This window comes from Endozoicomonas gorgoniicola (assembly GCF_025562715.2).
GTDB lineage: Bacteria > Pseudomonadota > Gammaproteobacteria > Pseudomonadales > Endozoicomonadaceae > Endozoicomonas_A > Endozoicomonas_A gorgoniicola.
Genome location: NZ_JAPFCC010000001.1, coordinates 665,393 through 690,274 on the forward strand (window position 1 = coordinate 665,393; position 24,882 = coordinate 690,274).

Genomic DNA, 24,882 nt, shown 5'->3' on the forward strand with positions numbered 1-24,882 from the left:
CCTGAGGTCAAACAAAGGTTTATATCTTAAGGTTCTGTCTGCGCTGCGAGTTTTACACAGAGCCAATATGCAACTTCTGTTTGTGTTGAGAGTTTTTTGGCTTGGTCTTTCTGGCAGAAATTTCAGATCAACCTTCAGCTTTGGTTCTCATTTAAAGAAACGGGTAACGCCAGTATTAACTTGGTACCTTCTCAGCAAATGCTGATAGTGGGCTCATGTTAACTTGATGGTTTTGGGATCGGTTCCACGGTTGAGCTTCAAAAAGCTCTATGCTTTTTTGTCTCAGAGTTTAAATTCAACTCCTCTGCCTTACTCAGCAGTTTATAGCGGTGAGTCCGCAGCAAACGGCAAGAGGAGTTGTTTCAAGTTGGGTGCCAATAAACAACAATGGAGTTGCGAGGGCACCTAACAAATGGTTGCAGTTCGTTCGCTTCGCTCACCCGACGTGCCTTCGGCACGCGGCTGAACCAGGCGTTAGGCTGCCTCCAAGCTTGACAGTGTTGCGCAACGCGCTACAATTATCTGCATGATTAAATCATTCAAACATAAAGGGCTGAAACAGTTCTTCGAGTCGGGCAAAAAGGCTGGAATTCAAGCCAAGCACGCAAAGAAACTGAGGATGCAGTTGGTGGCTATTGATACAGCCCAAGTGCTTGAAGATATTGACCTCCCCGGATTTGCACTGTACTCATTGAAGGGAAATCGCTCAGGAATATGGTCAATTTCAGTAAGTGGTAACTGGCGAGTTACCTTTGAATTTCGGGATGGCAATGCGTACATCCTTAATTATGAGGATTATCACTAATGTCTATGCATAACCCACCCCATCCGGGAGAATTTATTGAGTCCATATATATGGAGCCTTATGGCATCAGCTGTCGGTACCTTGCAACACAGCTTGGAGTTGCTGCATCAACTCTTAGCCGTGTCATCAAAGGTAAAAGTGCTATTTCTCCTGAAATGGCTTTGAGGCTGTCTAAGGTTTTAGGCCGTACACCAGAAAGCTGGCTCAGTATGCAAGATAATTATGAGCTGTGGCAGGCAAAGAAAAGAATAAATCTCTCCAACATACAACCTCTCAAGTTCCTGACAGCCTAAATCGGGTAGCCGGAGGTCTCTAACCTCCAGCCCCCACATCACACCGGCGTGCGGGTCCGCACCGGGCGATTCACCGAGGGTGGTGAAACCTGATCCACAAGTCTTTCAGGGAAACAAGCCCGAGTTTACTGAGAAAACTGTCGTTTAATGCTAACTGTGCCGCATAGGTTTTGCTTAGCCGGTAATACCCTTTGCTACTGGCTGCAATCGAGGCGGCCTTGATGTGATCAACACCTAACCTGATCAAATTTCTGTAACGGGTTTTCGGCTTTCGCCATTGTTTGATAAAACAACAGCGAATCCGCCGACGTATCCATTGATCCAGTCGCGGTATAGGACTGTAATATTCGGTTATCCTGAAATAACCCATCCAGCCCCGGATATATTCGGCCAGCTTCTTCAAGCGATATTCCATCGATACTCCCCAGCTTCGGCTGGTGAGTTTCAGGATTTTTCGCCTGAAGCGGTTCAGACTCTTCTCCGACCAGCGGATTCGCTTCCCTGTGAAGGTAAAACTCAGGAACTCAGCTTCGGTAGCTTTCACCACCTTGCTCTTTGTCGGGTTTATCCTCAGTTTCAGCTTGCGCTCAAGGTAACGTGTGATGCTTTCCATCACTCGCTCCCCGGCTCGCTGGCTGCCAACGAGGATCACAAAGTCATCGCAGTAGCGTGCGAAGCAATGCCCCCGGTACTCCAGTTCCTTGTCCAGGTCATCGAGAAGGACATTCGACAGCAGCGGTGAAAGTGGACCGCCTTGTGGCATACCTACCCGGGTTGGGTAGCATTGCCCATCAACCATGACGCCAGCACGAAGGTAGCGGCCAATCAGCTTCAACAGACGCTTGTCGTGAATCTTTCGAGAGACTCTCGACATAAGAACATCATGGCTGACCGTATCAAAGAATTTACTCAGATCAACATCAACCGCCTGATGCAGCCCCTGCTTAATGTATCGATTAACCTGTTGTACAGCGTCTTGTGCAGACCTTCCCGGTCTGTAACCGAAGCTGCTGGGAGAGAAGTCAGGATCAAAGATGGGTGATAATACCTGCACAATGGCCTGTTGTATCACTCGATCCATGACTGTCGGGATGCCCAGCAACCGTTCTCCACCATCGGGCTTTTCTATAACAGCCCGAAGGACGGGAGATGGTCTGTAAGTCCCATTGAGTAAGGCTTGGCGCGCTGAAGGCCAGTGCTGACGGGCAAAGTCAGGATAGGCTTTAATGGTGATCCCATCTATTCCGGGAGCCCCTTTGTTACTTCTGACTTGTTTCCATGCTTTCAGCAAATTGGCAGGTTCCAGTGCGCAACTCAGTAGATCGTGGTTCAAAGCTGGTTAAAGATTCTTTCGCCAACTCCAGTGAGTCGCCGGACGGCTGCACTGTGTTGAGGGAATCAGTCTCCTCTTTTCGTCGGTGTTCAGTCCTTCGTTGACGACTTCCAATCGGATTAACGACTTCTGTCGAACAACTACTATGACGTCTGCTGACTTCTGTTCAATCACCACACAGAATTACTTCTGCAGGCGCTATTGGTGGTCATCGGGTTTGCTCGAACAGGGTGATGAACCCTGTCCGCCGAGCCTGTTGTAACCAGTGGCTGAGAACTGGGATTGACCAATCGCATGTTGAACAGACCTCCCCGGATAAGAGCATGAACTTTCAGTACACAACCGCCGCATTTACCGTATCTCTCAAACCAGAGGGCTTTGTGATCCTTGGCTCACTCGCCCACGAGACTCGGCCTTGTATACGATTTCTGTCCGTCGGCTCGCACTTTTGCAGTCAGACTGCCTCCGCACAACCCCTCGTGAGATTGCACTTGCCTTAAGCTAGGAGCCTGTCGGACTTGTAACAAGTCCAGAAAAGAAGGCGGCATCATAACCCTGCTGCCTGTTTAAGCTACTGTGCAAGCTGTTCTCACAACCGCCACTCTTACCCGTAAATAGTAAAACATCGCCCAAAAAGCTCTGTATGCAGCCAGAAGTTGAATCATAAATAACCAATTTTCAATGTCCGCCATCGCCATGGCAAACATTTTCTTCAGATTGAAGCCTGTGCAGAGCAGATCCCATTCAGCAGACACCTCTGCAAAGCCTCGAACCAGAAATTGGCGATACCCCATCACTTCTTTCTGTATTCCAAAGGTTGGTTCAATCGTACTTTTCCGCAAGGCATAAACAGCCCGACCTTCTTTTGTCTGCAGCCGCCAACGCATCAGGTCTAATGCTGTTACATCGTCGCCTTCCGGCATAGGATCATCAGGTTTAAAGCGCTCCATCAAAGGTTTATTGTGGGCATCACGCTTCTCTGCGATATACGCAGTTGCGCCATAGTTATCCACAGCTGACACATTACTCTCACTGAAGTAGCCTGTGTCTGCCAGGATCGCTTCGGGCTTGCCAAGTTCGTCTTCACGAGTTGCCAGTTCTTCAAGGGCTGGCTCTACCTGCTGTTTGTCGTTTGTTGCCTGAGTAATGTGTTTTTCTACGATCAGTCCGCTTTCAACATCAACTGCAGCCTGCGCATTATAAGCTTGTTCATAACTGCCGCCTGATGTTGGCATGATGCGGGAATCACGATCTGTCAGATTGACCTGGTCTTTGTCTCTTGGGTCTGCCTCTGGGGCTTTGGGTTCTCTACCCCTCGGCTTTTTTCCAGACTCCCTGATCGCTTCCCTGCGAGCCACTTTTTCCTCATATTCTTCCAGCTCGTATTGGTATCGCTCCTCAGCGCGACGCTCTATTTCTGCTTTTGCTTCGGCAATAACAGCAAGGCGATCTTCCCTACGCTTGAGCTCCTCTGGAATAGAAAGCTCTTCAGGCTGCTCTTCTGCATCGGCTTTCTCTGCCATTTTCAGGAGCTCATCCACCTCAGACTTGAGCTGTTTTTCCAGCTTGCAGGCATACTCGTAGCTGAGGGCTTTGTGTTTGCTGGCATTCGCTTTCATTTTGGTGCCATCCAGACTGATGGTTCCCATTTTTAACCACTGGGCTTCTTTAGCGATCATTAGAATCTGGGTAAACAGGTTGCTGATTTCCTTGCGAAACCGCTTCCGGAAAGCATTAATACTGTCATGATCTGGGTGTTCATTGGCACAGATATAGCGGAAAGCAATAGAGTCGTGAGTAGCCTTCTCCAGCTTTCGGCTGGAAAAGACACCTGTCGCATAGCCATAAAATAACAGCGAGAGCATGAGCGATGGATGCCAGGCTTTGGAACCTCTACCGCTGTAGGACTTGATGAACGGATCAAGATCGAGCTGCTCGACGACCTCTACAACAAAACGGGCGAGATGACGTTCCGGCAAATAATCATCGACACTGGCGGGAAACATGTCTGGAATACTGCGGTCAACGGGTCTGAAAGTCCATCTCTTCATTTGTCAGAGGTTGCTTGCTTGAAAAGTGATTATTGGCAATTATGCCAGATTTTTGCTCTAAGTCCGACAGGCTCCTAGTGGTTATCATCGGTGGGCTTATTCGGCTCCAGATCCGATGCTGGTTTACCCACAGGGGACTTTCACCCCATAAGTTCATGCCCATGCCGGGCGTACCAAATGGTTGCAGTTCGTTCGCTTCGCTCACCCGACGTGCCTTCGGCACGCGGCTGAACCAGGCGTTAGCTGTTCCTAAACTTCAGTACCTTTTCTTCCTCCACAGCAAAAGGCTGTTGTCATTTCACATATCCCTCGAAATTAACACCTGAAAACAGTATTCTCTGGGTACAAAGTTAGCGATTGGGAACTGTCGTATATTTTTCATCCATGCCAGACCTACATGCGCAAAGGAATGTACTGCAGGTTTTATCTTTGCTGGTAGGCGGTAGCGTTCGCGAACAAAAGACATCTTTGGTTCTGTGCAATCTGGTGATCAGGTTTATTGCTTTTTCCAGGGTGCAATGCCGACCATCGAATCAAGAGTTTTTGGCTCATTCCATTCGCATCACCTCCTGAGTTTGTGGTCGGCAAGCAGGTTCAGAGTTTCTTTACTTCGTGCAACGCCAGAATAGGCAACAGGGTTTGTCTCTGGGGCAAATAAACTCAAGGTCTGTGAAACTTGTGGCATTTTTAGTTCAGAGTATGTGGCTGGGGTCAGAGTCGATAATATTGGGCAAAAATACGCGAGTTCACAGTTTGGAAGGAACAGCTAAATCGGGTAGCCGGAGGTCTCTAACCTCCAGCCCCCACATCACACCGGCGTGCGGGTCCGCACCGGGCGATTCACCGAGGGTGGTGAAACCTGATCCACAAATCTTTCAGGGAAACAAGCCCGAGTTTACTGAGAGAACTGTCGTTTAATGCTAACTGTGCCGCATAGGTTTTGCTTAGCCGGTAATACCCTTTGCTACTGGCTGCAATCGAGGCGGCCTTGATGTGATCAACACCTAACCTGATTAAATTTCTGTAACGGGTTTTCGGCTTTCGCCACTGCTTGATAAAACAACAGCGAATCCGCCGACGTATCCATTGATCCAGTCGCGGTATGGGACTGTAATATTCGGTTATCCTGAAATAACCCATCCAGCCCCGGATATATTCGGTCAGCTTCTTCAAGCGATATTCCATCGATACTCCCCAGCTTCGGCCAGTGAGTTTCAGGATTTTCCGCCTGAAACGGTTCAGACTCTTCTCCGACCAGCGGATTCGCTTCCCTGTGAAGGTAAAACTCAGGAACTCAGCTTCGGTAGCTTTCACCACCTTGCTCTTTGTCGGGTTTATCCTCAGTTTCAGCTTGCGCTCAAGGTAACTTGTGATGCTTTCCATCACTCGCTCCCCAGCTCGCTGGCTGCCAACAAGGATCACAAAGTCATCGCAGTAGCGTGCGAAGCAATGCCCCCGGTACTCCAGCTCCTTGTCCAGGTCATCGAGAAGGACATTCGACAGCAGCGGTGAAAGTGGACCGCCTTGTGGCATACCTACCCGGGTTGGGTAGCATTGCCCATCAATCATGACGCCAGCACGAAGGTAGCGGCCAATCAGCTTCAACAGACGCTTGTCGTGAATCTTTCGAGAGACTCTCGACATAAGAACATCGTGGCTGACTGTGTCAAAGAATTTACTCAGATCAACATCAACCGCCTGATGCAGCCCCTGCTTAATGTATCGATTAACCTGCTGTACAGCATCTTGTGCAGACCTTCCCGGTCTGTAACCAAAGCTGCTGGGAGAGAAGTCAGGGTCAAAGATGGGTGATAATACCTGCACAATGGCCTGTTGTATCACTCGATCCATGACTGTCGGGATGCCCAGCAACCGTTCTCCACCATCGGGCTTTTCTATAACAGCCCGGAGGACGGGAGATGGTCTGTAAGTCCCATTGAGTAAGGCTTGGCGCGCTGAAGGCCAGCGCTGACGGGCAAAGTCAGGATAGGCTTCAATGGTGATCCCATCTATTCCGGGAGTTCCTTTGTTACTTCTGACTTGTTTCCATGCTTTCAGCAAATTGGCTGGTTCCAGTGCGCAACTCAGTAGATCGTGGTTCAAAGTTGGTTAAAGATTCTTTCGCCAACCCCAGTGAGTCGCCGGACGGCTGCACTGTGTTGAGGGAATCAGTCTCCTCTTTTCATCGGTGTTCAGTCCTTCGTTGACGACTTCCAATCAGATTAACGACTTCTGTCGAACAACTACTATGACGTCTGCTGACTTCTGTTCAATCACCACACAGAATTACTTCTGCAGGCGCTATTGGTGGTCATCGGGTTTGCTCGAACAGGGTGATGAACCCTGTCCGCCGAGCCTGTTGTAACCAGTGGCTGAGAACTGGGATTGACCAATCGCATGTTGAACAGACCTCCCCGGATAAGAGCATGAACTTTCAGTACACAACCGCCGCATTTACCGTATCTCTCAAACCAGAGGGCTTTGTGATCCTTGGCTCACTCGCCCACGAGACTCGGCCTTGTATACGATTTCTGTCCGTCGGCTCGCACTTTTGCAGTCAGACTGCCTCCGCACAACCCCTCGTGAGATTGCACTTGCCTTAAGCTAGTGGTTATCATCGGTGGGCTTATTCGGCTCCAGATCCGATGCTGGTTTACCCACAGGGGACTTTCACCCCATAAGTTCATGCCCATGCCGGGCGTACCAAATGGTTGCAGTTCGTTCGCTTCGCTCACCCGACGTGCCTTCGGCACGCGGCTGAACCAGGCGTTAGCTGTTCCTTCTGAGTAACTCCTTCGGGACTAGGAGCCTGACCGAGAATAGGATTTATCTGATATAATAGCGTTCAAAACGCAGCCCTGATGAAGCCTGATGTCGCCACCACCAAAATTCAAGGATAGCCCTGTTGAGTTCGACCAGCACCTGCTGTTTCCAACCAACATCTTTGATCTTCTTCCCAAAGATCATGACTGCTACATCTATGAGACCATCTTCCAGAACATTGATACCTCGGAAGTTGAAAAGCAGTACCATCACCTTGGACAGCATGCCTACCCACCCAAGCTGATCGTAGGTATCCTGATCTACGCCTACAGTCATGGTGTATTCAGCTCCCGTGAAATAGAAAAACGGTGTCGGCAGGACTTGGCATTCATGTATATCTCTCAGATGAATTGCCCAAACTTTCGGGTCCTGGGGGACTTCCGCAAAAACAACCTGTCGTTTTTTCATGACTGTTTCAAACAGTCCGTCAAGCTGGCGATGGAGCTGAAACTGGCATCGCTTGGGCATATCAGCCTGGATGGTTCGAAATTCAAAGCCAACAGTTCAAAGCATAAGGCCATGAGCTACGGCCGGCTTAAAGCCAAAGAGGCAGAACTCAGCGCTGAGGTTGATGAACTGATCAAAAAAGCCAGCCAGTGCGATCAGGAAGAAGACGACGCCTACAAAGAAACCAATGGCTACAGTATTCCTGAAGACCTCCTGTTTAAAGAAGAACGGCTGAAGAAAATTAAGGCTGCTAAAAAAGCACTGGAAGAGCGTGAGAAAGCCCTCAATCCGGACGAGCCAATAGACGACAAGAAACAGATTAGCTTTGCAGACCATGATGCCCGGATGATGAGCAAGAAGGGGTACTGCGAATACAGCTACAATGCTCAAATTAATGTAGATGCGGATCACCAGATCATTGTCGGCCAACACATCAGTCAACGCGCCAACGACGTAAGTAGTCATGCATACGAAATCATATATTCCTGACCGACCCCATCAAAAACTCGCTTTACCTCTTTCTCAAAGCCTCTGAAATTCACAATTGATAATATATCGATCCATTCATATTTAGCCTTATCCCATAGAATCTCAATCAGGTTGAGCTCGGGAGAGTATGTGGGGAGAAATAAAACAATCATTTTTTTCTCAAGAATCCAGTCATCAATTCTTGCTCGGAACGCTTTACTGGTGTGAATGCTGGCATTATCAATAATGACCACAGTGTAACGATCATCTCCTCCGTACTCTGGAGCTGTCATCTGATAGGCAAAATAGTCGAAAATATCAATGACTGTCTTGCTATCAACTGATCCAATTACAGGGTAATAAAACAGTTCACAGGAACGGTTCATAAACCCCAGAACATTGATTCTTTTACTTTTTACTGAAGGTATACGGAGCTGTTTGCCTTTCTCCTGCCAGCCATAAGGTACGCAAGGCTCCTGACTAAACCCTGACTCGTCAAAATAGAACAAATTAATTAAACCTTTATCTTCAGCTTCTTGAGCATCTTTCAATGCTGCCTTACTACGCTGAAACTGCTCCTCATCTCTTTTATGCTTGCATGATTTACGGAGTCTTTTGTAAACCATCCCCAGCTTTTTTATTATTCTACCTATTGTCGTCTTTGATGCGGATTTGCCTGTTTCCTCTTCGATTTTGGATTGGACATATGATATACGGCGGGGTTCCTTAGCCACCAGTTCTTTAATGCGCAGTTCTTCTTCAGAATTGTAAATAGGTTTCTTCCCTCCGTCGTGTGTTTTGTATAGCCCTCGAATACCATAATCCTCCCAGTCATCAAGCCAGCGTGATACCGTCTGGTACTGAACCTCAAAGATATCGGCAATTTGAGCCATAGGAAAGCCACGAGAGCTGAGCAGTACAGCGTGTGCTCTTTCTCTGACATAGGGTGTTGGGCCATGACTCCTGGCGATCTGCAGGGTTTCTCTAATGGCCCCATCTGTGATAGGTAAAACGGTTTTCATTTTCGTTGAAGCAGTAACGCAGGTGTTGTTGGTGATAGCTGGAGTATAATCACTACACTGAGCGCTGCCGGTAGAATTGGAATAACTATTTTTAGTAACCGGACGGTCAAAAATATTCGATAGCTAATTTATAACTACTTACAGGAAGTAGAGCCTGCTCTTCAGGCTTTGTCAGAATCTACCGATAGCGCGGCTGTGGATAAATGGAGTATGGACAACGGCTATTTTTCAGGGCCAAATCTGCACACCTTGGATAAACATGGAATAGACGGTTATATCGCTACTGACAAGGAAGAAAAACCGGCTGTTACGGACCTTGAAAATACTGATCGAAAATTTGTCAAAGCGGATTTTACATACAATATTGAAGCTGACGTCTTCATCTGTCCGGCTGGGGAAAAATTGGTTACCAATCCAGCCAGTAAAGCTAAGAGGAAAGGCTACCGGGCAAACAAGGAAGTATGCCGAGAGTGCGCTTACCGCTCCAGATGCAGTGGCTCCAAGAAAAGTGCAGGCAAGGTAATTCGCACAGACAAGTTTGAAACTGCACGACAAGCCATGAATAAAAAAATGGAAACAAGCGAAGCGAAAGCGGTATACGAACGTCGCAAAGTAATAGCGGAACCGCCGTTTGGTCAGATAAAAAACTCTGGATTCAGGAGTTTCAGTCTGCGCGGGAAAGAGAAAGTGGAAGCAGAGTTTTCACTGGTATGCACAGTGCATAATTTCAAAAAAATTGTGAAGAAAGCTTTAACGGGGTCACTCCGTCTTGAGGATTTAAAAAAGGTTGAAAAAGCGGCATAAAGGTAAAGAAAAGCTGTAAATTGGCAAAAATGAGCAAATCAACCTCAAAAAGTGGTTGTTTTTTGCTCATTTTGAATTTTGCGAAACCTTTAGGAGGACTGCCTAAGCTATTCTCGGTCAGGCTCCTAGTTATTTGCATAGAGTCAAGATGGTGCGGCTGTTTCAATTTCGACCAGTTTGTAACCCATGTCTTCAGCGCGCTTTCTCATGTTTTTAATGACTCGGTCACGGTATTGCTCCTCGTAGTAATCCTGACCTCTATCTACGTACTCTGAGCCGTTTTTCAGCATGCTGTAAATCAGCCGGGCAAGTTTATGTGCAGTCGCTGTAATCGCTTTTGGTGCCCCCAGCTTACTTCTCATTCGACGATAATAGGCTCCCAGCGCACTTTTCGAACTCACCAGAGTCAGTGCAGCCATACGCAGAGCAGAAGCGGCCCGGTTAGGGATTCTTTTGGTCTTGCTGCTCAACACTTTGCCTCCTGATATCTTGTTTCCCGGGCTCAGTCCCAGCCAGGAACAAAAGTGCTTCACTGTCGGCCAGCGACTCATGTCTGTACCAATTTCAGAAACTACCTTCAGGGCGGTATTTTCCTCTATTCCCTCAATCGATGTCAGATCTACCCCTGTCACCCGGTAAAGGTGAGTTCTTACATCAAAAGCAGGGGCGCTGGCTGATTTGCGTTTTGCAGGCAGAGAGATACTCTTCTGAGTAACTCCTTCGGGACTAGTTATTTGCATAGAGTCAAGATGGTGCGGCTGTTTCAATTTCGACCAGTTTGTAACCCATGTCTTCAGCGCGCTTTCTCATGTTTTTAATGACTCGGTCACGGTATTGCTCCTCGTAGTAATCCTGACCTCTATCTACGTACTCTGAGCCGTTTTTCAGCATGCTGTAAATCAGCCGGGCAAGTTTATGTGCAGTCGCTGTAATCGCTTTTGGTGCCCCCAGCTTACTTCTCATTCGACGATAATAGGCTCCCAGCGCACTTTTCGAACTCACCAGAGTCAGTGCAGCCATACGCAGAGCAGAAGCGGCCCGGTTAGGGATTCTTTTGGTCTTGCTGCTCAACACTTTGCCTCCTGATATCTTGTTTCCCGGGCTCAGTCCCAGCCAGGAACAAAAGTGCTTCACTGTCGGCCAGCGACTCATGTCTGTACCAATTTCAGAAACTACCTTCAGGGCGGTATTTTCCTCTATTCCCTCAATCGATGTCAGATCTACCCCTGTCACCCGGTAAAGGTGAGTTCTTACATCAAAAGCAGGGGCGCTGGCTGATTTGCGTTTTGCAGGCAGAGAGATACTCTCGGACTTATCATCAAACTGGTTCAACTGGTCTTCCAATGCCTTGTCACAATCTTCAATTTGCTTTTCGTAAAAATCATAAAGCTCAACAGACTGCTTTAAGGCAAATAGGTGTTCCACCCGGTAATGCCCATGCAGTGACTTAGCAATGACTTTCTCTGATTTTTTACAATGAGAGTCCCGGTGTTTGGCCAGTACCTCTGGGTCACGCTCTCCCGCGAGAATGGAGAGAATGATACCCATCCCCGTTTTGCCAGTGATATCCGCAACGACATTGTCCAACAACAGGTTCATTTGCCGTAAAGCTTTCTGCATGTGCTGTATGTGCGACGCCCGGTAACGGATCAGGGTTTCACGCTGACGCATATAGGCACGCAAGGCACACACCTGATCTTCAGGGCGAAAAGCTCCCTCAAGCAGGCCATGAGTATGCAGTTGTTGTAACCACTGACAGTCCTGCACATCACTTTTACGACCAGGGACGTTTTTAACATGACGAGCATTCACCAGTTTGACGTCAAGGCCGTGCTCTTCAAGCATTTCGAAAGCGGGAATCCAATAGATTCCGGTAGACTCCATGACCACGGTCGTAAGTAACTGCTCAAAATTGACTGGCAAATCAACCTCTACAGGTCAAAGAAAGTTATCCTGATCTTTCGTATATTTCACCGTATGCACCTGCCTGACTCACTATTCTCCAGTACAGACAATGAACAGTTGCGTTCATTCGTCAAAAACCTTCTCGACACGGTCGAGAAGCAATCTGTGCAAATTGAAAGGCAGCGCGTTCAGATCGAACAGCTGGTCGAAGAGAACGAACAGCTTCGAGCAGAAATTCGCCACCTGAAGAAGCACAAGGGCAAGCCTAAAATCAGGCCTAATGTCTCGGACAAGGGCGATGATCAGGAAGACAGCTCTTCTGCGGAAGACACTGATCAGGCTGCCGGGAAAAGTGACACTGATCGTCCGCCGAAAAGTAAACGACCACGATCACAAGAAGCCGGTGAAACCGCTGCACCACCAATGACTGTTGACCGAGAGGAAATCTGTTCAATCGCTGCTCCCGGTGAGAACTGGCGCTTCAAGTGCTATATCGACTTTTTCCATACTGAGCTGGACTTGCGTTTTGTCACTACTCGCTACAGGCGTGAGTATTACACAACTCCGGAAGGCGGGGTGTCAGCCCCGCTACCTGATCATGTGAAAGACCGTTTTGGCGACAACCTGAAAGCCCATCTGCTGGATTTTTATCATTCATGCAGTACGACACAGCCACTACTGCTATCTTGGCTGCACGACCATGGATGCTCAATATCAGAAGGTTCCCTGAGCAACATCCTGACGAAAGGCCATGATATTTTCCACCAGGAAAAAGAAGAATTGCTGGAAGCAGGGCTGACTTGCTCTGATTATCTCCAGGCCGACGACACAGGTGCTCGCCACCAAGGAAAAAACGGCTACTGCCTGTTTATCGGCAACCCTTATTTTTCCTACTTCCATAGCAGCGACAGTAAGAGCAGGATTAATTTCCTGGGCTGTCTGCAAGGGCAGCAGCGGCTTTATCTTCTCAACGACGTTGCCATTGACTACATGGAGAATCAGGTTGATGTGTCGAAGAAGTGGATCACTGCGCTATCCGAATGCGGCGAGAAGCGTTTCTCAACAGAAGAAGAGTGGGAGAGCTTCCTTAACAGCATTGGTTGTGCTGCCCCGCAACAAAGGCGCTGGGCGACAGAGGGTGTTTTAAAGGCCGCATTGATGCTCAATCATCGCCTTGAGAACCTGATTATCCATAGCGATGGAGCCCGGCAGTTTGATACAGCCTTTCAGCATTCGCTGTGTTGGTACCATGCGGGAAGAAACATGGACAAGCTGATACCGGCCAATGACCTGGAACGAGCCGCCCGTGACACCGTGCAGGATCAGTACTGGTGCCTCTACGACGACATTGAGGCCTACCAGAAAAAACCAACGGACAAGGAGAAACAGAAGCTCTACCAGGAGTTTGATCGTTGGGTAACACAGCGGGTTGACTACCCTGCCTTGCAGGCTGAGTTGGGCAAACTGATGGTTGTCAGGGAAGAGCTGTTATTGGTTCTTGAGTATCCGTGGCTGCCACTGCACAACAACCTGAGCGAGAGGCAGATCAGAGAGTATGTGAAACGGCGAAAGGTTAGCGGTGGTACCCGGAGTAAACTTGGGAGGAAATGCCGCGACACCTTTGCCAGTTTGAAAAAGACCTGTAAACAACACGGGGTGTCCTTTGCCAACTATCTCAGGGACAGGCTGACTGGAACCAATCTGATTCCGCAGCTGGGGCATCTCATCCTGAAGGCATCAGGCTATCAGGAAACGGTTCTTGCCAATGGAATATGAGCAGTTACGGTCGTAATTCCGATTTTCACGAGCCATTGAGTCATCATTTCGAGATCAGAGGTAAAGCAGGCAAAAGACCGAACCGACTGTTCATCGAGCTCTTTAGGGACAGCAACAAAGTGGAACTCTGAACCAATATCAATGCCTGCAGCATAGAGGTTCACGGTTTTTAGATGGCCAGATATCCGCTTTTGAACTTTAGCCGGATTTGGGTTGTGTTTCATGACTGCGTTCCTACACTACTGAACGAAGGCATATCCGGGTATGGGGCTGTCGATCATATGCAGTCTTCTGAACGAGATCGCCAGGCGTCATCAGTGATGCGGTCGCCAGCCTCCCGACCACGCTAAACTTCGGGCAAGAGCACCAGTGTGCGTTCGGTCTCTGGCTCGGATATGCCTCCTTCCTTATCGTAGGACGAAGAATTGAGGTTGGCAGCTAAGAGTTACTCTGGGTTGTGTGCCCGCCGGGCGGGCGGGCTAGTCCGCTAAACTCAAACCAATTACTACAAATGATGCTAACTTTTTCATGTTGATACCTTTGACTGATAAATTCTCTTTAAGAAAATTATATTAATATCGTTTCGATTACTAAGTATGAATTTAAAAGAGAATAAAAAATATCGGAATACAAGCCATGTGCATTTCCAATCATTCTCAACTCAAAAAACTATTATTTCATTAAATTGCTTCAATGTTGAGTGAAATATAACGCTGAAGCTCAGGCGCAGCCGAAGGCTGTCGCTTGGAGCGACTTGGTACGCCCGGCATGGGCATGAACTTATGGGGTGAAAGTCCCCTGTGGGTAAACCAGCATCGGATCTGGAGCCGAATAAGCCCACCGATGATAACCACTAGCTTAAGGCAAGTGCAATCTCACGAGGGGTTGTGCGGAGGCAGTCTGACTGCAAAAGTGCGAGCCGACGGACAGAAATCGTATACAAGGCCGAGTCTCGTGGGCGAGTGAGCCAAGGATCACAAAGCCCTCTGGTTTGAGAGATACGGTAAATGCGGCGGTTGTGTACTGAAAGTTCATGCTCTTATCCGGGGAGGTCTGTTCAACATGCGATTGGTCAATCCCAGTTCTCAGCCACTGGTTACAACAGGCTCGGCGGACAGGGTTCATCACCCTGTTCGAGCAAACCCGATGACCACCAATAGCGCCTGCAGAAGTAATTCTGTGTGGTGATTGAACAGAAGTCAGCAGACGTCATAGTAGTTGTTCGACAGAAGTCGTTAATCCGATTGGAAGTCGTCAACGAAGGACTGAACACCGACGAAAAGAGGAGACTGATTCCCTCAACACAGTGCAGCCGTCCGGCGACTCACTGGAGTTGGCGAAAGAATCTTTAACCAGCTTTGAACCACGATCTACTGAGTTGCGCACTGGAACCTGCCAATTTGCTGAAAGCATGGAAACAAGTCAGAAGTAACAAAGGGGCTCCCGGAATAGATGGGATCACCATTAAAGCCTATCCTGACTTTGCCCGTCAGCACTGGCCTTCAGCGCGCCAAGCCTTACTCAATGGGACTTACAGACCATCTCCCGTCCTTCGGGCTGTTATAGAAAAGCCCGATGGTGGAGAACGGTTGCTGGGCATCCCGACAGTCATGGATCGAGTGATACAACAGGCCATTGTGCAGGTATTATCACCCATCTTTGATCCTGACTTCTCTCCCAGCAGCTTCGGTTACAGACCGGGAAGGTCTGCACAAGACGCTGTACAACAGGTTAATCGATACATTAAGCAGGGGCTGCATCAGGCGGTTGATGTTGATCTGAGTAAATTCTTTGATACGGTCAGCCATGATGTTCTTATGTCGAGAGTCTCTCGAAAGATTCACGACAAGCGTCTGTTGAAGCTGATTGGCCGCTACCTTCGTGCTGGCGTCATGGTTGATGGGCAATGCTACCCAACCCGGGTAGGTATGCCACAAGGCGGTCCACTTTCACCGCTGCTGTCGAATGTCCTTCTCGATGACCTGGACAAGGAACTGGAGTACCGGGGGCATTGCTTCGCACGCTACTGCGATGACTTTGTGATCCTCGTTGGCAGCCAGCGAGCCGGGGAGCGAGTGATGGAAAGCATCACACGTTACCTTGAGCGCAAGCTGAAACTGAGGATAAACCCGACAAAGAGCAAGGTGGTGAAAGCTACCGAAGCTGAGTTCCTGAGTTTTACCTTCACAGGGAAGCGAATCCGCTGGTCGGAGAAGAGTCTGAACCGCTTCAGGCGAAAAATCCTGAAACTCACCAGCCGAAGCTGGGGAGTATCGATGGAATATCGCTTGAAGAAGCTGGCCGAATATATCCGGGGCTGGATGGGTTATTTCAGGATAACCGAATATTACAGTCCTATACCGCGACTGGATCAATGGATACGTCGGCGGATTCGCTGTTGTTTTATCAAACAATGGCGAAAGCCGAAAACCCGTTACAGAAATTTGATCAGGTTAGGTGTTGATCACATCAAGGCCGCCTCGATTGCAGCCAGTAGCAAAGGGTATTACCGGCTAAGCAAAACCTATGCGGCACAGTTAGCATTAAACGACAGTTTTCTCAGTAAACTCGGGCTTGTTTCCCTGAAAGACTTGTGGATCAGGTTTCACCACCCTCGGTGAATCGCCCGGTGCGGACCCGCACGCCGGTGTGATGTGGGGGCTGGAGGTTAGAGACCTCCGGCTACCCGATGTACGCCCGGCATGGGCATGAACTTATGGGGTGAAAGTCCCCTGTGGGTAAACCAGCATCGGATCTGGAGCCGAATAAGCCCACCGATGATAACCACTAGCTTAAGGCAAGTGCAATCTCACGAGGGGTTGTGCGGAGGCAGTCTGACTGCAAAAGTGCGAGCCGACGGACAGAAATCGTATACAAGGCCGAGTCTCGTGGGCGAGTGAGCCAAGGATCACAAAGCCCTCTGGTTTGAGAGATACGGTAAATGCGGCGGTTGTGTACTGAAAGTTCATGCTCTTATCCGGGGAGGTCTGTTCAACATGCGATTGGTCAATCCCAGTTCTCAGCCACTGGTTACAACAGGCTCGGCGGACAGGGTTCATCACCCTGTTCGAGCAAACCCGATGACCACCAATAGCGCCTGCAGAAGTAATTCTGTGTGGTGATTGAACAGAAGTCAGCAGACGTCATAGTAGTTGTTCGACAGAAGTCGTTAATCCGATTGGAAGTCGTCAACGAAGGACTGAACACCGACGAAAAGAGGAGACTGATTCCCTCAACACAGTGCAGCCGTCCGGCGACTCACTGGAGTTGGCGAAAGAATCTTTAACCAGCTTTGAACCACGATCTACTGAGTTGCGCACTGGAACCTGCCAATTTGCTGAAAGCATGGAAACAAGTCAGAAGTAACAAAGGGGCTCCCGGAATAGATGGGATCACCATTAAAGCCTATCCTGACTTTGCCCGTCAGCACTGGCCTTCAGCGCGCCAAGCCTTACTCAATGGGACTTACAGACCATCTCCCGTCCTTCGGGCTGTTATAGAAAAGCCCGATGGTGGAGAACGGTTGCTGGGCATCCCGACAGTCATGGATCGAGTGATACAACAGGCCATTGTGCAGGTATTATCACCCATCTTTGATCCTGACTTCTCTCCCAGCAGCTTCGGTTACAGACCGGGAAGGTCTGCACAAGACGCTGTACAACAGGTTAATCGATACATTAAGCAGGGGCTGCATCAGGCGGTTGATGTTGATCTGAGTAAATTCTTTGATACGGTCAGCCATGATGTTCTTATGTCGAGAGTCTCTCGAAAGATTCACGACAAGCGTCTGTTGAAGCTGATTGGCCGCTACCTTCGTGCTGGCGTCATGGTTGATGGGCAATGCTACCCAACCCGGGTAGGTATGCCACAAGGCGGTCCACTTTCACCGCTGCTGTCGAATGTCCTTCTCGATGACCTGGACAAGGAACTGGAGTACCGGGGGCATTGCTTCGCACGCTACTGCGATGACTTTGTGATCCTCGTTGGCAGCCAGCGAGCCGGGGAGCGAGTGATGGAAAGCATCACACGTTACCTTGAGCGCAAGCTGAAACTGAGGATAAACCCGACAAAGAGCAAGGTGGTGAAAGCTACCGAAGCTGAGTTCCTGAGTTTTACCTTCACAGGGAAGCGAATCCGCTGGTCGGAGAAGAGTCTGAACCGCTTCAGGCGAAAAATCCTGAAACTCACCAGCCGAAGCTGGGGAGTATCGATGGAATATCGCTTGAAGAAGCTGGCCGAATATATCCGGGGCTGGATGGGTTATTTCAGGATAACCGAATATTACAGTCCTATACCGCGACTGGATCAATGGATACGTCGGCGGATTCGCTGTTGTTTTATCAAACAATGGCGAAAGCCGAAAACCCGTTACAGAAATTTGATCAGGTTAGGTGTTGATCACATCAAGGCCGCCTCGATTGCAGCCAGTAGCAAAGGGTATTACCGGCTAAGCAAAACCTATGCGGCACAGTTAGCATTAAACGACAGTTTTCTCAGTAAACTCGGGCTTGTTTCCCTGAAAGACTTGTGGATCAGGTTTCACCACCCTCGGTGAATCGCCCGGTGCGGACCCGCACGCCGGTGTGATGTGGGGGCTGGAGGTTAGAGACCTCCGGCTACCCGATTTATGTTGACGATTTGCACAGGAGTAGAGAGTTGCAAAGCGAAATATTAAAGCCAGTGTTGAAATACCTTGTCCAGTGCGAAAAATTAGCGCCATCGCTGACACCGATACAGATTGGAATTTTGTTGGTATTGATGCACGAAGACAGACCAATGGATTATATGGAAATTGCCAGCGAGTTACGGATCACAAGAAGTATGACCTGCAAGAACGCAAAGTTTATGTTGGCTAAAAATGGGCAAGATATAATCCAACGGAAAGATTATAAAATCTCACTGACCGACAAGGGCAAGCTGTACTGCAACAGCATGGTAACGAACACAACTCATTTCATTACTAATGAGTTGGGTAAGTCAACATAACGCCTGGTTAAGCCGCGTGCCGAAGGCACGTCGGGTGAGCGAAGCGAACGAACTGCAACCATTTGTTAGGCGGTTTGTTCCTGAACCTCAATGTTTGTTACTCCTGATTTTATTAGAGATTCACATATTTCATCATGCATAAATAATACAAGCTCTGATTCTAGATAATAGTCTTCTATTTCATACAAAAGGTCTTCGCGCTTAGATGATATTTTTTTATTATTAAGTAGTGCCTGTCAGAAAACCTATGAAAATTGAGTCACTGACATTCATCAAACAGTAGAACTGCTCCGCAAGCATTATCAGAGTCTCGCTTATAGGGCACTTCTTGATCAAAGTGCTTGCAAAATAGCCAAAACTGCCATTTTACGAACGTGCAGAACCCTCATGCACCCATGATCAAATTTCGGACGGCAAAAGACTGCTGTCAGTAGGGCTAAAAATCCCGTTCTTGTAAAATCCTGCCCAAGCGCTTCAGGTTGCCACCCACAACCGCAAGGGCAACATAGCGCTTGAAGGCATCAATGCCCTTGTCCGGACATTTATCGAGGCCATTGGCTTCCAGAGCATTAATGTCAGACTCTACGGCGGAATGCTTTCTTTTTGCCCGGGTAAACTCAAGGTGGTGCTCTCGTTTTTTGTCTTCTGCGGAAAGCCTGCCTTTCTTCGGCAGAATGGTTCGTTCCAGAAAGCCATCAAGTTCCTCAAGGTTGGCGGGGCTCCAGAACCCTTTGTCATAACTGACCTGGCTCAGCATGGGAAAGCGTTGTTTTGCTCCTTTTGCGATAGGCACTGCAACCTGATCGTCTGTCTGCTTTTGCATCACATGGTGATTCAGCGTGAAGCCAAACTGGTCTTGCAGTACGCATACCCGCAACCCCAACTCTACAGGAACTCCGGCTTTACCCTTGCTGATCCATTCTGTGTGGGGTTCAAAAATCGAGAACACCTTGTCGCTGTGAGGAATCTGCTGATGCTCGATCACCCGACGATAAATCAGATTAATCTGGTGACGACTGTGGGCAATGTAGTATTTGAGATTCTCCAGCGCAGACTCATCGGGGGCGCTTTTTTCTACCAGGGCAGCTGTGCTTTCTGCCTTGCGGATAATGTCGAGACTGTACTTAATGTATTCAAGGTGTGCCGTTTCAATATCGTGCTGACGTGACCGCTGTTTAAACTCGCAGGCAGCAACGGAATGTTTCAGATTCCGCACCTTGTGATAGCGCTTTCGATGCTGTTTTTTCAGGTATTCCCGCTGACGCCACGCTGGTAACTGGTACTGGCCAGCCAGGGTGGACGCAAACTCAATAGCCTTACGACAGGCATCGTTTAACAGGCTGATGTCTGTGGGAAAATGAACATCGGTCTTGACTACAAACGAATCGGCACGGCCATATAGCGGCTCATCTTTTTTTTAACCAGTTGATGGCCTGCTGCCACGACAATCTGGTTTACCTGGTCCAGTATTTCGGGCGTGAACAGGCTGATATTATCCTGCAATGTCTGGATATGATAAGAGTGCGTGCAGTAAGGACCGTGCCCAAGCATTTTCCGTAGCGTGCCGTGTTCATTGGCCAGCTCCTGAAGACGGTCATAATCACAGTTAGTGACCAGCCGCAGGGTGCCAAACACCAGTATGTTCCAGAGATCCATACCGGGACGACCATTATTACTGCTGGCAGGAATCATACTTTCAAGAACTTGAAAGACCTGCTCTCTCAGATCAGGTGTAACCCATATGTGCTGCAAGCCCCGCAAAAGCCGGGGAATATCATCTCTGGACTTGGGGTTGAATGTGATGGCGGAGATATCAACCTCGCCCAACTGCATTTGTGGATTAATGGTTTGACGCATAAACTCGAAAACAGCCTGTCTGGGAAAATCTTCGAGTATTATATTTGGCCTCAGGCTGTGTTTTTCAAGGGCTTGAGGGTTTTCGGACAGGCACTAAGTAAGCCATCAAAGTTCTTTTGGTATACTTTTTCTAAATTTGGCTGATAGCACCCATCAATTTTTAAGTTGTCTCCATAGAATATTTTTAAAAGATTACTAACATCCTTCCCTTGAATGCCATTTGCCACAATTAATTCATTACATAATTCAACCATCTTGCAGTAATTTTTGAATGATTCCACTTTTTCAACAAATCTAAAACTTTCAAATAGCTTCTCCGCTTCCATAATATCCAGATGAACTTCACATATAGTTGTACGCCAATTTTCAGATGTTTTTTTACCCATAACGTTACAATTCTCTTTGTATAAATGTTGATTAGTTGCTCTGTGTACGAAAAAAAATTCGACATGTAAATTATTTATGAGCTTTTAGCATAATTATTCAAGCTCTTAGATTTAGAGTAGCTTTTAAGTCTCTGAAGATTTTGTGATATTTAGAGTCTTTAATTTTAGTGCCTGATCTTATGCGCTTTGTTCATCCTAAATTCAGCGGTTAACCCCTGAGCTAAACTCTCACCCTCAACAATATTGAGGGCTTGAAGATGATTCGACCACCAAAACCCACTCCCCCAAAGGGTGAGTTGTCTGAAATGGAAAAAGACCCCTTATCCGTCAAACTCGAAGTCGATTCTTTCGACGGTAAAATTCATGTCGAGTGGGAGCCTGAAGCATCGGTCACCCCAATGGGACAGCTTCCTTTTTTTATACAGTTTTTAAAAACAGGTCACCGATTTGAACCCTGGATTAACGATTGCCCACTAACTTATAAAAGCCCAAACGCCCCTCAAAAAGTGGATGTGATTGGCTCATTAATGCTTTCCATTCTTTCAGGACATAAACGCTATGCGCATATCGGAACAATTATTGGTGATAAAGTAAACGCTCAGTTGCTTGGGATGAAAAAAATTGTCAGCGATGATTCTGCCAGGCGTGGTTTAAAGAAGATTGACGAAGATGAAGGCGTTGAATGGATGCAAAAACACCTCCATCTCTGTTTTGATCCGTTATTAACCATTCCATGGATTATGGATGTTGATGTTACCGTGAAAACCATTTATGGGCATCAGGAAGGAGCGGTTAATGGCTATAACCCACATAAGAAAGGGAGGCCCTCTCATACTTACCACTCATATATGATGGCTAATCTTAAATTAATACTGGAGGTTGAAGTCAGACCCGGAAATCAAAGTCAAAGTAAATACTCTTTACCCGGTTTAATGGAGCTATTAAATCGACTTCCAAAATGTTGCTGGCCTGAATTTGTTCGTGGTGATTGTGATTGGGGAAGTGACCGGGTAATGAGCGAATTGGAAGATGCTGGTTGTCATTATCTTTTTAAAATGAAGAAGCACGACAACGTTAAGAAAGCCATAGGGAATGCACACTGTAGCGGAGGATGGGTAAAATACGACAACCATTGGGAGGGAAAAGAATCCGTAATTAAACTGTCAGGATGGAAAAAAGAAAGACGCATAATTATTGTTCGAAGACGGCGTCCTGAAAATGAAATACCGATGTTGGAAAAAGGAATAAAAGAACGTCAACAAACGTTAGCATTAATAGAAGAGCCAGAAAATATAAAAGCTTACGAGTATTCGGTTCTGGTCACATCTCTTGATAATGATATAGTCTCGATCATTAATCATTATCGCAACAGGGCTGACTGTGAAAATAACTTTGATGAAATCAAAAACCAATGGGGCTGGGGCGGTTATGTAACAAAAGATATGGCAAGATGTCGAATGCTGGCCCGAATGGTTGCCTTGGTTTACAACTGGTGGACGCTATACGTTCGATTGAGTAATCCGGAATCCCATAAAGAATCAATTACCAGCCGTCCCTTATTAATGAGTTCAATTGGCAAGCTGACCCACTCTGGCAATCAAAAGAAAATAAAGCTGACAAGCCAGCATCGATGGATGTATAAAATTGCGAAATTACAAAGTGAACTGTGTGATTTTTTTGATTCAATCAAAAGTATCGCACCGCAGTTGACTCCAATTAACGCATGGTGTCGTATTTTAACGAAAGCAGTCTCGAAATTTTTGAAAAAGGGGCAGGTTATTACGATGCAACCATTAATTGGATCGGGTTAATAACTTAAAAAAATGCTGCTCTGAACTGTGAGAAGCTATCCCTAACGGCATGGCTCAATGGCGTTCAACTGCTGAATTTAGGTTCATGCCTCTGTATTCTTTGCAGTTCAATGGCTACAAAGAAATTGCTGTGTACGGAGGTTTAGTTGATGATGTATGACCGCCTAACGCCTGGTTCAGTGGCGTGCCGTAGGCACGTCCATTGGAACCATTTGGTACGCCCGGCATGGGCATGAACTTATGGGGTGAAAGTCCCCTGTGGGTAAACCAGCATCGGATCTGGAGCCGAATAAGCCCACCGATGATAACCACTAGCTTAAGGCAAGTGCAATCTCACGAGGGGTTGTGCGGAGGCAGTCTGACTGCAAAAGTGCGAGCCGACGGACAGAAATCGTATACAAGGCCGAGTCTCGTGGGCGAGTGAGCCAAGGATCACAAAGCCCTCTGGTTTGAGAGATACGGTAAATGCGGCGGTTGTGTACTGAAAGTTCATGCTCTTATCCGGGGAGGTCTGTTCAACATGCGATTGGTCAATCCCAGTTCTCAGCCACTGGTTACAACAGGCTCGGCGGACAGGGTTCATCACCCTGTTCGAGCAAACCCGATGACCACCAATAGCGCCTGCAGAAGTAATTCTGTGTGGTGATTGAACAGAAGTCAGCAGACGTCATAGTAGTTGTTCGACAGAAGTCGTTAATCCGATTGGAAGTCGTCAACGAAGGACTGAACACCGACGAAAAGAGGAGACTGATTCCCTCAACACAGTGCAGCCGTCCGGCGACTCACTGGAGTTGGCGAAAGAATCTTTAACCAGCTTTGAACCACGATCTACTGAGTTGCGCACTGGAACCTGCCAATTTGCTGAAAGCATGGAAACAAGTCAGAAGTAACAAAGGGGCTCCCGGAATAGATGGGATCACCATTAAAGCCTATCCTGACTTTGCCCGTCAGCACTGGCCTTCAGCGCGCCAAGCCTTACTCAATGGGACTTACAGACCATCTCCCGTCCTTCGGGCTGTTATAGAAAAGCCCGATGGTGGAGAACGGTTGCTGGGCATCCCGACAGTCATGGATCGAGTGATACAACAGGCCATTGTGCAGGTATTATCACCCATCTTTGATCCTGACTTCTCTCCCAGCAGCTTCGGTTACAGACCGGGAAGGTCTGCACAAGACGCTGTACAACAGGTTAATCGATACATTAAGCAGGGGCTGCATCAGGCGGTTGATGTTGATCTGAGTAAATTCTTTGATACGGTCAGCCATGATGTTCTTATGTCGAGAGTCTCTCGAAAGATTCACGACAAGCGTCTGTTGAAGCTGATTGGCCGCTACCTTCGTGCTGGCGTCATGGTTGATGGGCAATGCTACCCAACCCGGGTAGGTATGCCACAAGGCGGTCCACTTTCACCGCTGCTGTCGAATGTCCTTCTCGATGACCTGGACAAGGAACTGGAGTACCGGGGGCATTGCTTCGCACGCTACTGCGATGACTTTGTGATCCTCGTTGGCAGCCAGCGAGCCGGGGAGCGAGTGATGGAAAGCATCACACGTTACCTTGAGCGCAAGCTGAAACTGAGGATAAACCCGACAAAGAGCAAGGTGGTGAAAGCTACCGAAGCTGAGTTCCTGAGTTTTACCTTCACAGGGAAGCGAATCCGCTGGTCGGAGAAGAGTCTGAACCGCTTCAGGCGAAAAAATCCTGAAACTCACCAGCCGAAGCTGGGGAGTATCGATGGAATATCGCTTGAAGAAGCTGGCCGAATATATCCGGGGCTGGATGGGTTATTTCAGGATAACCGAATATTACAGTCCTATACCGCGACTGGATCAATGGATACGTCGGCGGATTCGCTGTTGTTTTATCAAACAATGGCGAAAGCCGAAAACCCGTTACAGAAATTTGATCAGGTTAGGTGTTGATCACATCAAGGCCGCCTCGATTGCAGCCAGTAGCAAAGGGTATTACCGGCTAAGCAAAACCTATGCGGCACAGTTAGCATTAAACGACAGTTTTCTCAGTAAACTCGGGCTTGTTTCCCTGAAAGACTTGTGGATCAGGTTTCACCACCCTCGGTGAATCGCCCGGTGCGGACCCGCACGCCGGTGTGATGT

The 24,882-nt window shown here is 48.0% G+C and carries 18 protein-coding genes and 4 pseudogenes; 13 read left to right on the forward strand and 9 right to left on the reverse strand.

Translation table 11 applies throughout. From position 1 onward, the window contains the following. Positions 1 to 526: 526 nt before the first annotated feature. Positions 527 to 805: a type II toxin-antitoxin system RelE/ParE family toxin gene (locus NX722_RS03095; RefSeq protein WP_262566677.1), complete on the forward strand. Its 279-nt coding sequence runs from the start codon at positions 527 to 529 to the stop codon at positions 803 to 805. Further along, positions 805 to 1,098, forward strand: a complete 294-nt coding sequence (locus NX722_RS03100; RefSeq protein ID WP_262566678.1) for a HigA family addiction module antitoxin — start codon at positions 805 to 807, stop codon at positions 1,096 to 1,098. Before NX722_RS03095 ends, NX722_RS03100 begins: the two co-directional genes overlap by 1 nt. Before the next feature lie 70 nt (positions 1,099 to 1,168). On the opposite strand, the gene ltrA (NX722_RS03105) is transcribed toward NX722_RS03100, so the two are convergent. The 3 genes and pseudogenes from ltrA (NX722_RS03105) to ltrA (NX722_RS03115) form a co-directional block, all read right to left on the reverse strand. Continuing rightward, the gene (gene ltrA / locus NX722_RS03105) at positions 1,169 to 2,431 is read right to left on the reverse strand and encodes a group II intron reverse transcriptase/maturase (RefSeq protein WP_262565434.1); all 1,263 of its coding nucleotides are present in this window, start codon (positions 2,429 to 2,431) and stop codon (positions 1,169 to 1,171) included. Positions 2,432 to 3,135: 704 nt separating this feature from the next. Next, positions 3,136 to 4,482, reverse strand: a pseudogene (locus tag NX722_RS03110) (IS1182 family transposase); the annotation flags it as partial. A gap of 840 nt (positions 4,483 to 5,322) precedes the next feature. Next, the gene (ltrA, locus tag NX722_RS03115; RefSeq protein ID WP_262564722.1) at positions 5,323 to 6,585 is read right to left on the reverse strand and encodes a group II intron reverse transcriptase/maturase; all 1,263 of its coding nucleotides are present in this window, start codon (positions 6,583 to 6,585) and stop codon (positions 5,323 to 5,325) included. A gap of 768 nt (positions 6,586 to 7,353) precedes the next feature. Here ltrA (NX722_RS03115) and NX722_RS28755 point away from each other — a divergent pair. Together NX722_RS28755 and NX722_RS03125 are read left to right on the forward strand one after the other, a co-directional pair. After that, positions 7,354 to 7,668: pseudogene (locus NX722_RS28755) on the forward strand (transposase); the annotation flags it as partial. A 75-nt stretch (positions 7,669 to 7,743) separates the two neighbouring features. Further along, positions 7,744 to 8,241, forward strand: coding sequence for a hypothetical protein (locus NX722_RS03125; protein WP_262566680.1), 498 nt, complete (start codon positions 7,744 to 7,746; stop codon positions 8,239 to 8,241). Here the strand turns inward: NX722_RS03125 and NX722_RS03130 are convergent. Next, on the reverse strand, positions 8,214 to 9,242 hold the full coding sequence (locus tag NX722_RS03130; protein WP_262563789.1) for an IS630 family transposase: 1,029 nt from the start codon (positions 9,240 to 9,242) through the stop codon (positions 8,214 to 8,216). The genes NX722_RS03125 and NX722_RS03130 overlap by 28 nt on opposite strands. Before the next feature lie 195 nt (positions 9,243 to 9,437). Between NX722_RS03130 and NX722_RS03135 the strand changes: the two genes are divergently transcribed. Further along, positions 9,438 to 10,046 carry a transposase gene (locus tag NX722_RS03135; protein ID WP_262566681.1) on the forward strand — a complete coding sequence of 203 codons (609 nt, stop codon included), beginning with the start codon at positions 9,438 to 9,440 and terminating at the stop codon, positions 10,044 to 10,046. A gap of 143 nt (positions 10,047 to 10,189) precedes the next feature. Here the strand turns inward: NX722_RS03135 and NX722_RS03140 are convergent, their stop codons facing one another. Both NX722_RS03140 and NX722_RS03145 read right to left on the reverse strand, forming a co-directional pair. Next, positions 10,190 to 10,786, reverse strand: a complete 597-nt coding sequence (locus NX722_RS03140; protein ID WP_262566682.1) for a transposase — start codon at positions 10,784 to 10,786, stop codon at positions 10,190 to 10,192. 4 nt (positions 10,787 to 10,790) lie between these two features. Then, complete coding sequence (locus tag NX722_RS03145; RefSeq protein WP_262566683.1) at positions 10,791 to 11,969, reverse strand: IS110 family RNA-guided transposase; 1,179 nt, start codon at positions 11,967 to 11,969, stop codon at positions 10,791 to 10,793. A gap of 54 nt (positions 11,970 to 12,023) precedes the next feature. On the opposite strand from NX722_RS03145, the gene NX722_RS03150 reads away from it, so the two are divergent. Then, on the forward strand, positions 12,024 to 13,727 hold the full coding sequence (locus NX722_RS03150) for an IS66 family transposase (RefSeq protein ID WP_262563696.1): 1,704 nt from the start codon (positions 12,024 to 12,026) through the stop codon (positions 13,725 to 13,727). Here the strand turns inward: NX722_RS03150 and NX722_RS03155 are convergent. Beyond that, positions 13,697 to 13,951 carry a hypothetical protein gene (locus tag NX722_RS03155; protein WP_262566684.1) on the reverse strand — a complete coding sequence of 85 codons (255 nt, stop codon included), beginning with the start codon at positions 13,949 to 13,951 and terminating at the stop codon, positions 13,697 to 13,699. The two genes, NX722_RS03150 and NX722_RS03155, sit on opposite strands and share 31 nt — an antisense overlap. Before the next feature lie 1,134 nt (positions 13,952 to 15,085). Here NX722_RS03155 and ltrA (NX722_RS03160) point away from each other — a divergent pair. The 3 genes from ltrA (NX722_RS03160) to NX722_RS03170 all read left to right on the forward strand — a co-directional run bounded on the left by ltrA (NX722_RS03160) (position 15,086) and on the right by NX722_RS03170 (position 18,713). Beyond that, on the forward strand, positions 15,086 to 16,348 hold the full coding sequence (gene ltrA / locus NX722_RS03160) for a group II intron reverse transcriptase/maturase (RefSeq protein WP_262565434.1): 1,263 nt from the start codon (positions 15,086 to 15,088) through the stop codon (positions 16,346 to 16,348). Between the two features lie 671 nt (positions 16,349 to 17,019). Beyond that, complete coding sequence (gene ltrA / locus NX722_RS03165; protein WP_262565434.1) at positions 17,020 to 18,282, forward strand: group II intron reverse transcriptase/maturase; 1,263 nt, start codon at positions 17,020 to 17,022, stop codon at positions 18,280 to 18,282. 101 nt (positions 18,283 to 18,383) lie between these two features. Further along, a complete protein-coding gene (locus tag NX722_RS03170; protein WP_262566685.1) occupies positions 18,384 to 18,713 on the forward strand; it encodes a MarR family transcriptional regulator in 330 nt (109 codons plus the stop codon). A gap of 436 nt (positions 18,714 to 19,149) precedes the next feature. Here the strand turns inward: NX722_RS03170 and NX722_RS03175 are convergent. Continuing rightward, a protein-coding gene (locus NX722_RS03175; protein WP_262563791.1) for an ISNCY family transposase occupies positions 19,150 to 20,570 on the reverse strand; the annotation gives its coding sequence in 2 pieces (ribosomal slippage) (positions 19,150 to 20,126 and positions 20,126 to 20,570; 1,422 coding nt in all). A 50-nt stretch (positions 20,571 to 20,620) separates the two neighbouring features. Continuing rightward, on the reverse strand, positions 20,621 to 20,956 hold the full coding sequence (locus NX722_RS03180) for a hypothetical protein (protein WP_262566686.1): 336 nt from the start codon (positions 20,954 to 20,956) through the stop codon (positions 20,621 to 20,623). A gap of 257 nt (positions 20,957 to 21,213) precedes the next feature. Here NX722_RS03180 and NX722_RS03185 point away from each other — a divergent pair, with 257 nt between their 5' ends. The 4 genes and pseudogenes from NX722_RS03185 (at position 21,214) to NX722_RS03200 (ending at position 24,847) form a co-directional block, all read left to right on the forward strand. After that, positions 21,214 to 22,767: a transposase gene (locus NX722_RS03185; protein ID WP_262566687.1), complete on the forward strand. Its 1,554-nt coding sequence runs from the start codon at positions 21,214 to 21,216 to the stop codon at positions 22,765 to 22,767. Positions 22,768 to 23,625: 858 nt separating this feature from the next. Next, positions 23,626 to 24,441 (forward strand): annotated as a pseudogene (gene ltrA / locus NX722_RS03190) (group II intron reverse transcriptase/maturase); the annotation flags it as partial. A gap of 61 nt (positions 24,442 to 24,502) precedes the next feature. Beyond that, positions 24,503 to 24,619: pseudogene (locus NX722_RS03195) on the forward strand (group II intron maturase-specific domain-containing protein); the annotation flags it as partial. A gap of 51 nt (positions 24,620 to 24,670) precedes the next feature. Next, positions 24,671 to 24,847 (forward strand): hypothetical protein, encoded by a 177-nt coding sequence (locus tag NX722_RS03200; RefSeq protein ID WP_262568759.1) that lies wholly within the window; start codon positions 24,671 to 24,673, stop codon positions 24,845 to 24,847. The last annotated feature ends 35 nt before the right edge of the window (positions 24,848 to 24,882 follow it).

Excerpts from the sequence above, each read along its gene's own strand:
- NX722_RS03130 (WP_262563789.1), bottom strand. The coding sequence starts at position 9,242 with ATGAAAACCGTTTTACCTATCACAGATGGGGCCATTAGAGAAACCCTG.
- NX722_RS03100 (WP_262566678.1), top strand. The coding sequence starts at position 805 with ATGTCTATGCATAACCCACCCCATCCGGGAGAATTTATTGAGTCCATA.
- NX722_RS03125 (WP_262566680.1), top strand. The coding sequence starts at position 7,744 with ATGGAGCTGAAACTGGCATCGCTTGGGCATATCAGCCTGGATGGTTCG.
- NX722_RS03095 (WP_262566677.1), top strand. The coding sequence starts at position 527 with ATGATTAAATCATTCAAACATAAAGGGCTGAAACAGTTCTTCGAGTCG.
- NX722_RS03140 (WP_262566682.1), bottom strand. The coding sequence starts at position 10,786 with ATGCAAATAACTAGTCCCGAAGGAGTTACTCAGAAGAGTATCTCTCTG.
- NX722_RS03150 (WP_262563696.1), top strand. The coding sequence starts at position 12,024 with ATGCACCTGCCTGACTCACTATTCTCCAGTACAGACAATGAACAGTTG.
- NX722_RS03185 (WP_262566687.1), top strand. The coding sequence starts at position 21,214 with ATGATTCGACCACCAAAACCCACTCCCCCAAAGGGTGAGTTGTCTGAA.
- NX722_RS03180 (WP_262566686.1), bottom strand. The coding sequence starts at position 20,956 with ATGGGTAAAAAAACATCTGAAAATTGGCGTACAACTATATGTGAAGTT.
- NX722_RS03155 (WP_262566684.1), bottom strand. The coding sequence starts at position 13,951 with ATGAAACACAACCCAAATCCGGCTAAAGTTCAAAAGCGGATATCTGGC.